We start from the raw sequence: 10676 nt of genomic DNA on the forward strand, positions 1-10676 counted from the left end.
ACTGAACATAAGTACCAAAGAGGCGCACAACGCCGTATGAGCTAAAGGAGGCCACGTGAATTTTTTCCTGCTCTGCATCATCGTGAAGGAAAAAATACGCTCTTCCGAACCAAATTAGAGACCGAGCTATTTCTTCCACCAACTTACGTATTGATTCTTCAACCGAATGCGATGCATGTCTCGTCTTTACGTTACCAAGTAACCTTTTCATTAGCTCGTCGTCATTCGACACGATTTTGAATAAATTGCCACCTCGACGATTTATTGAGTGAAACAATCTCGAAAAATCTTCATCAAACATTCGACGATTGAAACCAGACCTCTCTCGTTCACCTTTGAGCAATATTCGATCAATGAACCCATAATTCGCATCATGATAATGGTACCTGGGCAAAGGTTCGGCTTTAAGAATATTCATGCTAAACCTCTTCACTTTCCTCGCGCAACCGACGAGAAAAATCAGTGATGCGGTGATCGACATCGAAGTCGATTGGGCCGAGTTGCGGCACGATATGTTTTGCGAAAAAAAGGTGAGACGCATCGGAATGCATCATCAAGAATTCCCTCACGATTATGTTTGGGTGCAGCGTCGCTCGCTCCATTCCCATTTGGTCTCCATAACCATCATTTCTCGCGCGGTTCTCGAACGACATTTTCCAGTTAATCCGGATTAAATCGCGCGGCGACGCACTCCAACTAAAGCTGTGCGGGTTTGAGAGAAGCACCATTCTCTTAAAGTACTGTTGTTTGTCAGGTGCGTGCCCAATCCAAGCATCGAACTTCGCTATCGCCCCCGCAGACAACTTATCGTTACCGAAGTACGCCCCGTAAAGAATGGCAAAACCTAAGACTGAAGCCAAATCATTGATCACTGAAGAAATCAGATGAAGTCGGAACTCGCTGTTTACATCCAATGATGGATCCGCAAATCTCGAATCCGCCGCTAGAAGCGCAAGGGACATGAACATCGGGAGAACCTTGTCCAACTTACCTCCATCGTTTTTTTCAATAGCACTTATGCATGCTTCCGCCAGTTCGAAGTAAATCTGCCCAAAATGATCAGGCAGTTCATCGTTGTGTTTTGGTTCGAAGATATGTTCGACCTTGCTTCCACTGCCTAGCCAGGTAATTGCATCATCTCGAGCAGAATCAATATTTTGGATAAGCTCGACAATGTTTATCTCAGGCAGTTTATACTGCTCTTCGGTGTAGCGCTCATATCCATGATACCGATCCACGAGTTGGGAAAGTTCGCCGAACCAGCGCGGCATTTTCCAATGACTATGCAAGCTCGCCAGGACAACCTGTGTTGCGGACTCGGACATTTTCAACTTTGACAGCGATCCCACAAACTCTGGAAGCAAGCTCTGGTAAAAGTCGCATACTTCGGGCATGATCTTTGCGTAGTTCTGCAACAGTTTTTGGACCGCCAACTGCTGGACGTATTTTGACTTTGATAGACGCCTCCCCTCGATAGCTTTCTCAAATTCGGCGCGCTCGACGATGAAGGAAAGCTCTACTTGCAAAAGTGCGGGCAGACGGCGCAAGGACTTCTCGGTCCACTGGTCATTCTCAAAGAACGTTTCGAGCTCCTTCTCAAAAGTCATCATTCTGCGTAGTGTTTCTAAGCAGAGGCTACTCCCTAGCGCAGCCCATGTGTCTGCTATGCCAATCTGTACCTTCGCTGATTCAGCATCCGCTACGTGTTTCGATGAAGCGAACGCCTGCTCTATTATTTTCTTGAATTTCTTTAGCTCTTGCATTCCGTTTTCGAACTGAAATCCTTCTGCATAAGCAGAAATACGCGTCGAGAATCGACCAATTAGCTTCAATGCAAGATCGAAGTCTCCGGCTTGAAATGCGAGCTCAGCATGGCTAACCAACCTCTCTACAATCTCGTTTTCGAGCCATTGGTGAACTGGTTTTTCTTCAACCAGCGGCTGTTGACTACTCGCCTGAAGCGCCATAGAAGGGACTGTATCGCCAGCAAAAAACCACTGCTTATACTTACTCCGCCTTGGAAACCAATAGCTGTCTTGGTCTATTGTGTGCTTTCGCTGAAGGTAGTGCAGAAGCAAAGCCGTATAGGCGTCGGTCAATGCAGGCAGATTGTCTTTCAGTCCCTCCTTATCAGCTTTTACACGACCATCAATGTACGAGAGTTGCTCAAGAGCCAGTCGCGCTTCTTTTGAATGATGGTTGGCTAATGAATTAGAATTCTTGCGGTTAGCCGCACCTTCTATATGACGTGCAATATTGGGGAGTATTTCGCTACGAACCAGTATATTCAGGTCAAAGAAATTAAATAGTCTCTGCCCAAAAGGAAACAATGCCAAAGCGCTCAACAGAGTCAAAATCGTACCGCTGAAATAAACGAAAAATCCGGACTCGAACCCAAAAAATGGCAAGGCCGTTGCGGCCAAACAGAACATCGCAGAAAGCACCAAAACTCGAGAATACACGCTACCCACCTGCTCGTTAGTGAGCATCTGGATGATATCGCGGCGAAGCCTGGTGTAACCGGCGCTCAGTATAATGCCAATTGTAGCGAAGTAGATCGAGAAAATTGCAGTAAGCAGTTGAGCGTACAGTCTAAGCTGATCTACATTGTACTCTTTGTCGGCTGCACTAAGTGGAGGGAGCCAAGAAAAGTTGTCTCTGACGTAACCCTCAACGGAAATCAAGGTTGCCAAACCCAAAACAACCCAAAGCAGGCTTTTCATCCCGATCCATGTAAAGGATCCTATAATTCGGGTATTAGCCTTTGCATTCGTGACTGATGCGCGTCCCTTGTATGCACTGCGCTCGCAGAAAAAAACAATTTTCCCCAACCATGTCCGGAACACCCAAAAAAACGGCCTGGAAATAATCCAGATTTTTAACCGATCAATCAAAAATTTCTCCCGCTCAATGCTTACTCCAATTGCAAGATTACATTATTGGGGGCATATCTCGCATTCCCCGAATGGTAAATTTTTTCGGAAAACGGGAAGTCTAACTCCGAATGTTTCCTCTTTCTTTGCCGAACAACACCAATTGATGCGTATTCCCGATGATGATCATTTGCCAGAGTTAAACCGACCCATGGAAAATGAGGGTCAGGTCTTGCTCCATGCGTCGCCCAGAAACTATAAAGCCCCACCGTTTTCTTCTAAAAACAACACTAACTCAGCAACTTACAAAAATATGCAAGCCATATCCTACAAATTCAACTTGCGCGCGAGTGAAAAACGGGAGGTTCTGACCGGGCAAGGGCGCCGAAGCAGCAGAGCTCCGCTGTACAGAGGAAAGGAGTGGGGCTGGGGGGGTAATGCTGGCGAGAAGCGAGAGTGTAGAGCGCATGGAGCCCTGCGAACTACACCATTTCACGTTTCCGGTGCAGCTCGCCTTAGGCTCAGTGCATCCCGCCGGTTCGGCAGGGGATCGTTCTAGAACGGCAGGGCTTTCTGGATCAGGCTGGCGATATCGCCCTTGTCCTGCTGCTGGAAGTAGTTCAGCACCAGGGGGGCGAATTGCATCAGGGTTTCCTTTTCCAGGCCCAGTTTCTGCAGGCCGCCGGCGATTTCGGCGAAACCGGCCAGCTTGTCGTTGCCCATGCTGGACAGCAGGCCACCGGCCATGCCCATGAGGCCACCGCCACTATCCGGTGCTTGCTCCATCAGTGAACCCAGTTGCGGCTCGGCGCCCAGCACTTTCTGGAAATCGCCGCCTCCCAGGTTGTCTTTCACCAGTTTCATCAGCAGGCCGGTACCACCGGCGGCCTGATCTTCACTGACACCCAGGGTGGATACGATCTGGTTGAGTAGTTCCATGGCGGCCTCCTAGCCCTGTTGGGGAATACGGATTTTCTGGCCTGGGTAAATGAGGTCCGGATCCTTGATGACTTCCCGGTTGGCTTCGAAGATGGCGGTGTATTTGGCGCCGTTGCCGTAGAATTCGCTGGCCACTTTCCACAGGGTGTCGCCCTTCTGGATTTCGTAGTAGGCCACCTCTTCCACTGCCGCTTCGGCGGGCACGGTGAGATCGTCGCCTTTCACTTTCTCGACGTTTTCCACGTTGCCGGCCAGCAGTACGGTCTTTTCTTTTGCGGCCCGGGTTTCGCAGGCGCCGGCAAGGGTGGCACAGCCATCGTCGTAGCTGACCGTCAGGTTACTGACGCCCGGGTTGTCTTCCAGGATATGGGCTTTGATCTTTTCCGCCGCATCCGCGTCGCTGTCACCAAACAGTTTTTTGCCAATATCTTTTGCAAAGCTGAACAGGTCCATGAGACTTCCTTGATCCATGATTTAAATACCCTGGATGCTTCCGTGAACGCTATGCAATTTCTGGCTGCTGCAAGAATCCTGATACAGACCGGCAGAAAAGGGGCAGAGTTGGCGAAGGCGTCCAAGCCAGTCAGGATTATTCGCCGCACCCTGTGACAAAGCCAAGCACCATGGCGGCAAAGCAACATAATTTTGCAGAAGTTAGCAATTGATCAGCGGCCCACCAGGCGGCGGGCCTGCCAGTAACGGCGTTGCCAATAAGGATTACTCAGGGAGGAAGTCATCACGCCCTGACTGGTAGACGCATGCAGGAAATCATCGTTACCCATGTAGATACCCACATGACGATTTCCGGGGCCGGTACGGAAGAACACCAGGTCGCCCACGCGGATGTCATCACGGCGGACTTTTTCGCCGCTTTTCAGCAGTTCGGTGGTGGTGCGCGGTACCTGCATGCCCAGGCGGGACAGGAAGGTAAGGTAGACGAAGCCGGAGCAGTCCACGCCGTGAGGGCTCAGGCCGCCGTAGCGGTAGGGAACCCCTTTCCAGTCTTCGTGCTGGGCTTGCAGAGACACACGCAGAGGAGGCGCTTCGGACATGACCTCTGCCACCAGCGCATCCAGTTCCTGCTGGGCCTGGAGGTCCGGGGCTGCGTTGCCCGAGCTGTTTTTTTGCTTGGCACGGGTTGTCGCTGGGCCTTCGGGGGCCGATTCCGCTCCAGCGGGCGTCCTGCCGACACAGCCGGCCAGCAGGAGTAGTAGACAACTTAAAAAAGGAAGGGTGTAGCGCATGGAGGGATAAGGCAGCGGCAGGGCCATTCGGTTCCCTCCTGAGCGGTGTAGGCCCTCAGGCCTGCGCCAGCTCCTCGCGCATTTGCTGGATGACGGCGGCGTAGTCGTCCTTGCCGAAGATGGCAGAGCCGGCTACGAAGGTGTCGGCACCGGCGGCGGCGACTTCGCGGATGTTCTTCTCGGACACGCCGCCGTCCACTTCCAGGCGGATGTCGAGGCCACTGGCGTCGATCATCTGGCGCACGACGCGGGTCTTGTCCAGGGTGGTGGGAATAAACTTCTGGCCGCCGTAGCCCGGGTTCACGCTCATCAGCAGGATCATGTCCAGCTTGTCCATGACGTATTCCAGGCAGTCAGGTCGGGTGGCCGGGTTGAGGACCAGGCCGGCTTTGCAGCCGTGGCTCTTGATCAGTTGCAGTGAGCGGTCCACGTGCTGGCTGGCTTCCGGGTGGAAGGTGATGTAGCTGGCGCCGGCTTCGGCGAACGAGGTAATCAGGTCATCCACCGGGCTGACCATCAGGTGCACGTCGATGGGGGCGGTGATGCCGTGGTCGCGCAGGGCCTTGCAGACCATGGGGCCGATGGTCAGGTTGGGCACGTAGTGGTTGTCCATCACGTCGAAGTGGATCACATCCGCCCCGGCGGCCAGTACGGCGTCGCACTCTTCCCCGAGACGGGCGAAGTTGGCCGCGAGAATGGAGGGGGCGATCAGATAATCCTGCTTGGGCATGAGTATTCCTCAGTAAAGACAGTTGCGAGTGACTGTGCATTCATCGCGGTCGAACCACCGCGCCTACAAAACCGGTTTCAACGCTGGATCAGGCGTTCTTGAGCAATCGATCCAGTTCTTCCAGGCGTTCCGGGGTGCCGATGTCCCACCATTGGCCGGGGTGGTTCTCACCGCTGACGGCATCGTCTGCCATGGCGGCGCGCAGCAGCGGCGCCAGTTTCGCTTCCCCGTCGGGCATATTGGCGAACAGGGCCGGATCGAACCGCCCCATGCCGGCATAGGTCAGCCTGGGTTCGCCATTATCGCGCACCCGGCCCCCTTCTGTCAGATGAAAATCCCCGCCCGGGTGGTGGTCCGGATTATCCGCCAGCACCAGATGCACCGGGTCGGGCCGGTCTGCCACCAGCCTGCCAAGGTCGTAATCGGTCCAGATATCGCCGTTGACCAGCACAAAGGGGGCATCGCCCAGCAGCGGTAGCGCCCGGCGAATGCCGCCGGCGGTTTCCAGCGGGGTGCCTTCGTGGGAATAGGTAATCGGGATACCAAAGCGCCGACCGTCGCCCAGGGTGGCGGCCAGCCGGTCGCCCAGCCAGCCGGTGTTGATCACCAGGGAGTCGATGCCGGCGTCGCGCAGTTTTTCGATGTGGTATTCGATCAGCGCCTTGCCCCCTGCCTGTAACAGCGGCTTGGGGGTGTGGTCGGTGAGTGGCCGCATGCGCTTGCCGTAGCCGGCGGCCAGGATCATGGCTTTCACTCGTTGTCCTCGAGCTGATCCAGGATCCATTCCAGGTCCGCCAGCTCCGGGCGGCGGGCGATGACGGTGCGCAGGTAGGCGAAGAACCGGGACACGTCGCCCAGGTATTTGGGCTTGCCGTCGCGATGGCAGATGCGGGCAAAGATGCCGATCACCTTGAGGTGGCGCTGAGCGCCCATCAGGTCGCAGTGGCGCAGAAAGGTGTCGAACTCCGCTGGCACCGGCAGGCCGGCTGCGGTGGCCTTGTCGAAATACTGGCGCAGCCAGCCCAGTACCCGCTCTTCCGGCCAGCTGATAAAGGCATCCTTGAACAGGCTGATCACGTCATAGCTGATGGGCCCGGCCACGGCGTCCTGGAAGTCCAGCACCCCGGGGTTGGGGTCGGACACCATCAGGTTGCGGGGCATGTAGTCCCGGTGCACAAAGACCTGCGGCTGGGCCAGGGCCGATTCGATCAGCACATGGAACACCCGGTCCAGGCGTTGGCGCAGCTCGCCGGTGACCACTTTTTCCCGGTGGCGAAACAGGTACCACTGGGGAAACAGCTCCAGCTCCCGCTGCAGCAGGGCATCGTCATAGACCGGCAGGCCGCTCACATCGGTATGCAATTGCTGGCAAATCAGGGTATCGATGGCGGCGCTGTACCAGCCATCGGCATTGTTCTCGTTGAGAGCGGTCAGCCAGGTTTCATTGCCCATATCGGTGAGCAGCAGGAAGCCCTGATCCAGATCCTGATGGACGATCTCGGGCACATGCAGGCCGGCACGCTGAAGACGCTGGGCCACGTCGATAAAGGGGCGACAATCTTCCTGGGCCGGTGGCGCATCCATGGCGATCAGGCTGCGGCCATCATGCTGATAGCGAAAATAACGACGGAAACTGGCATCCGCGGACGCCGGCTCACCCGCCACACTGGCACCGAGGTAAGTACTCACCCACTGGTCCAGGGCGACCTTGCGGGGGTCGGCCTTATTGTCGGATTTACTTTTATCAGGCTGCATTGCCTTCCTTGTTCGATTACACTGCCGCTTTTACAGCGGAATTACCGCCGCTGTACAAAACGGCCTTTTTACCTGTTCTGAGCAGCCGATGCCACTGCCCGTACAACGAATTCTTATCCCCGGCCTGCTGCTTCTCGCAGGCACCAGCACCGCGGACAACGACCTGAACTGGGTTGACCGCGAAGAAATGGCCACGTTCCCTGCCGTGCAACAGCGCAGCATCCCGGAATGGTGTGGCGGCATCTACTATAACCCGGCCGTGGGCATTCCCGTGGCAGGCAGCGACACCGTGGTCACCGCCGACCACTCCACCATGTCACAGAATGGCCTGATCGAGCTGGACGGCGACGTGCTGATCGAACAGCCCGGCAGCCGCATCACCACCGACAGCGCGCAACTGGACCAGGCCACCGGCAAGTTCCAGCTGGAAAACGGCATGCGCCTGGAAAGCGACCGGGCCACCTTCATTGCTTCCAGCATGAGCGGCCAGACCCGCCGCAAGGAAGGCAGCCTGCTGGGGGTGCGCTATTCCCTGTTTGATACCGCCGCGCGGGGCAGCGCCGACTACATCTTCCTCAACGAGACCACCACCACGATAACCCGTGGCAGCTATACCACCTGCGCACCGGGCTCCAATGGCTGGTCCCTGGAGGGGGAGCGTATTTTCCTGGACCGGGAAAAGGGCTGGGGCGAAGCCAACAATGTGGTGCTGAAGGTGAAAAGCATGCCGGTCTTCTGGCTGCCCTGGATCACCTTCCCCATCGACGATCGCCGCAAGACCGGCCTGCTGTTCCCGACCATCGCGATCGGTGACAGCAGCGGCGGCCTGGACATTACCCAACCGGTCTACGTGAACATCCACCCACAACTGGATGCCACCATCGGCCCCCGCTTTATTGATGGCCGTGGCGAAGGGGTGGATTCCGAGTTCCGCTACCTGACGCCCTGGGGCGAAGGCGACATCAGCTACGGGGTGCTGTTCAACGACCGCAAGTTCGATGACGAAGACCGGCAGGTGGCCCGCTGGACCCATAACGGCAATATCAACCGCTGGAACCTGAAGACCGACTTCAATTACGTGTCGGACGACTTCTATTTCAAGGATCTGGACACCGGCCTGGAAATCAGCTCCCAGACCCACCTGCCCCGGCTGGCGGAAGCCCGCTATTACGGCCGCACCTGGCAGGTACTGGGGCGTATGCAGTCCTGGCAGACCATTGATCCGACCCTGGCGGATCAGGATCTGCCCTACCGCCGCCTGCCACAGTTGCAGCTCACCGGTGACCCAACCCTGTATGGCCCTCTGAAAGGGCTGTGGCTGTCCGATATCACGGCTTTCGAGCGCAGCGGCTCCGATGACAGCGGCAAGGCCACCGGCCTGCGTGCGCACGCGGCCCCGGCCCTGAACTTGCGCCTGCAGCAACCCTGGGGCTATCTGGAACCCCGCGCCCGGCTTTATCACACCCGCTATGAGCTGGACAGTGTGGACGCCAACGCGGAAGACAATCCGGATATCACCACCTGGGGCGCCAGTGTGGATTCCGGCCTGTTCTTCGAGCGCCCCAGCCGCTGGTTTGGTGAAGATTTCACCCAGACCCTGGAACCGCGCCTGTTCGTCAACAAGGTGGCGTTCAAGAATCAGGGCTTCCTGCCCAACTTTGACAGCCGCGAGCTCACTTTCTCCTACAATTCCCTGTTCCGGGAAAACCGCTTTATCGGCTACGACCGCATTGGTGACGAGGAAAAACTGGCGCTGGGCCTGACCAGCCGTTTCCTCCATGATGCCACCGGCCGCGAACAACTGCGGCTGCGGCTGGCCCAGGGTTTCTACTTCGAAGACCGCAAGGTGGTCACCGATCAGACCGTGGAAGACCCCACCGATGACCAGACCCCGCTGGTGGGTGACGCCCGATGGAACTTTGCCCGCGACTGGTACCTCTACACAGAAGCCCAATGGGATCTGGAAGAAAACGAGCGGGAACGCTCCAGCTTCCAGATCGGTTACAACGACCGGGAACGCCGAGTGGTCAATGTGGGTTATCACGACCGCCCTGCTGACGACATCCGCGAATCGGAACTCAGCGGCATCCTGCCAATTCATCGCCACTGGCGCATGGTAGGCCGCTGGATGTACGACCTGGAAAACAAGCGCACCCTGGAAACCATGGCCGGGGCCGAATACCGCAATTGCTGCTGGAAACTGCGCCTGCTGAGTCAGCGGGAACTGGTGGATGATGATGGCGATGGCGATCTCGAAGCCGACAGCACCATCTGGATACAAATCCAGATGGTCGGCCTGGGTGGCTTCGGCGGCCAGGTGGACGCCCTGCTGGAGCGCAGTATTCCGGGATACAGGAGACAGTATGATTGATAGAACGCTGCACGCTGCACGACGCACGCTGCATGCCAGACACACCCTGCTTGGCCTGCTGGCCATGGCCGTGCTGATGTTGCCGGCCTGCTCCCACGCCAAGGTGCAGATGCTCGACCGCATCGTGGCCGTGGTCAACGACGGCGCCATCATGGCCAGCGAGCTGGACGAGCGCATCAACACCATTGCCCTGCAATTCCAGGAAAAAGGCCAGCCACTACCGCCCCCGGCGGTGATGCGTGAGCAGGTGCTCGATCGCATGATCCTTGAGCGCATGCAGCTGCAGCTGGCCGACCGGGCCGGTATCAAGGTGGACGATGCCACCCTCAATCAGGCCCTGGCCGGCATTGCCCGCCAGAACGGCATGACCCTGGAAGATTTCGCCGCCGCCCTGCGCCAGGACGGTTACGACTGGGCCCAGTTCCGTGAGCAGATCCGCCAGGACATGCTGATTTCCCGCCTGCAGCAGCGCAGCGTTGCCTCGCGCATCCGCATCACCGACCGGGAAGTGGACCGTTTCCTGAGCTCGGAAATGGGCAAGAAGATGTTCGAAGCCGACTTCCGCCTTGGCCATATTCTGGTGCGGCTCCCCGCCGGCGCCAGCCCGGAGGAAGTCCAGGCCGCCAAGCAGAAAGCCGCGAGCATCGTGGAACGCCTAAATCAGGGCAGTGACTTCCAGCAACTTGCCACGTCGGAATCCTACGGTCCCACAGCCCTGGAAGGCGGCGCCCTGGGCTGGCGCCCGGCGGCCCCATGGCCGAGCC

The 10676-nt window shown here is 57.0% G+C and carries 10 protein-coding genes; 2 read left to right on the forward strand and 8 right to left on the reverse strand.

Annotated features, from left to right (window positions below; all coding sequences use genetic code 11):
- The 8 genes from ACFE0K_RS11850 to ACFE0K_RS11885 form a co-directional block, all read right to left on the reverse strand.
- Positions 1-418: hypothetical protein (locus tag ACFE0K_RS11850; RefSeq protein ID WP_434536262.1), on the reverse strand; the 418-nt coding region annotated here is incomplete at its 3' end.
- Between the two features lies 1 nt (position 419).
- Entirely contained in the window at positions 420-2723 is a 2304-nt protein-coding gene (locus tag ACFE0K_RS11855) for a hypothetical protein (RefSeq protein WP_434536263.1), read from the reverse strand.
- Between the two features lie 705 nt (positions 2724-3428).
- Positions 3429-3812, reverse strand: a complete 384-nt coding sequence (locus tag ACFE0K_RS11860; RefSeq protein WP_372634098.1) for a DUF2780 domain-containing protein — start codon at positions 3810-3812, stop codon at positions 3429-3431.
- Positions 3813-3821: 9 nt separating this feature from the next.
- Positions 3822-4265: a peptidoglycan-binding protein LysM gene (lysM, locus tag ACFE0K_RS11865; protein WP_434536264.1), complete on the reverse strand. Its 444-nt coding sequence runs from the start codon at positions 4263-4265 to the stop codon at positions 3822-3824.
- 212 nt (positions 4266-4477) lie between these two features.
- Positions 4478-5083 (reverse strand): NlpC/P60 family protein, encoded by a 606-nt coding sequence (locus tag ACFE0K_RS11870; protein ID WP_434536265.1) that lies wholly within the window; start codon positions 5081-5083, stop codon positions 4478-4480.
- Positions 5084-5111: 28 nt separating this feature from the next.
- Positions 5112-5786, reverse strand: coding sequence for a ribulose-phosphate 3-epimerase (rpe, locus tag ACFE0K_RS11875; protein ID WP_434536266.1), 675 nt, complete (start codon positions 5784-5786; stop codon positions 5112-5114).
- Between the two features lie 88 nt (positions 5787-5874).
- Positions 5875-6540, reverse strand: a complete 666-nt coding sequence (murU, locus tag ACFE0K_RS11880) for an N-acetylmuramate alpha-1-phosphate uridylyltransferase MurU (RefSeq protein WP_434536267.1) — start codon at positions 6538-6540, stop codon at positions 5875-5877.
- Positions 6537-7541: an aminoglycoside phosphotransferase family protein gene (locus ACFE0K_RS11885; protein ID WP_335627878.1), complete on the reverse strand. Its 1005-nt coding sequence runs from the start codon at positions 7539-7541 to the stop codon at positions 6537-6539. The genes murU and ACFE0K_RS11885 overlap by 4 nt, the downstream gene beginning before the upstream one ends.
- Before the next feature lie 88 nt (positions 7542-7629).
- On the opposite strand from ACFE0K_RS11885, the gene ACFE0K_RS11890 reads away from it, so the two are divergent.
- Both ACFE0K_RS11890 and ACFE0K_RS11895 read left to right on the forward strand, forming a co-directional pair.
- Positions 7630-9912: an LPS-assembly protein LptD gene (locus ACFE0K_RS11890; RefSeq protein ID WP_434536268.1), complete on the forward strand. Its 2283-nt coding sequence runs from the start codon at positions 7630-7632 to the stop codon at positions 9910-9912.
- Positions 9905-10676: SurA N-terminal domain-containing protein (locus tag ACFE0K_RS11895; RefSeq protein WP_434536269.1), on the forward strand; the 772-nt coding region annotated here is incomplete at its 3' end. The genes ACFE0K_RS11890 and ACFE0K_RS11895, both read left to right, overlap by 8 nt.

The sequence above is a fragment of the Alcanivorax sp. genome, from assembly GCF_051117345.1.
Lineage (GTDB): Bacteria > Pseudomonadota > Gammaproteobacteria > Pseudomonadales > Alcanivoracaceae > Alcanivorax.

Coding starts and splice junctions, on each gene's coding strand:
- ACFE0K_RS11855 (WP_434536263.1), bottom strand. CDS start 2,723: ATGAAAAGCCTGCTTTGGGTTGTTTTGGGTTTGGCAACCTTGATTTCC.
- ACFE0K_RS11860 (WP_372634098.1), bottom strand. CDS start 3,812: ATGGAACTACTCAACCAGATCGTATCCACCCTGGGTGTCAGTGAAGAT.
- lysM (WP_434536264.1), bottom strand. CDS start 4,265: ATGGACCTGTTCAGCTTTGCAAAAGATATTGGCAAAAAACTGTTTGGT.
- ACFE0K_RS11870 (WP_434536265.1), bottom strand. CDS start 5,083: ATGGCCCTGCCGCTGCCTTATCCCTCCATGCGCTACACCCTTCCTTTT.
- rpe (WP_434536266.1), bottom strand. CDS start 5,786: ATGCCCAAGCAGGATTATCTGATCGCCCCCTCCATTCTCGCGGCCAAC.
- ACFE0K_RS11885 (WP_335627878.1), bottom strand. CDS start 7,541: ATGCAGCCTGATAAAAGTAAATCCGACAATAAGGCCGACCCCCGCAAG.
- ACFE0K_RS11890 (WP_434536268.1), top strand. CDS start 7,630: ATGCCACTGCCCGTACAACGAATTCTTATCCCCGGCCTGCTGCTTCTC.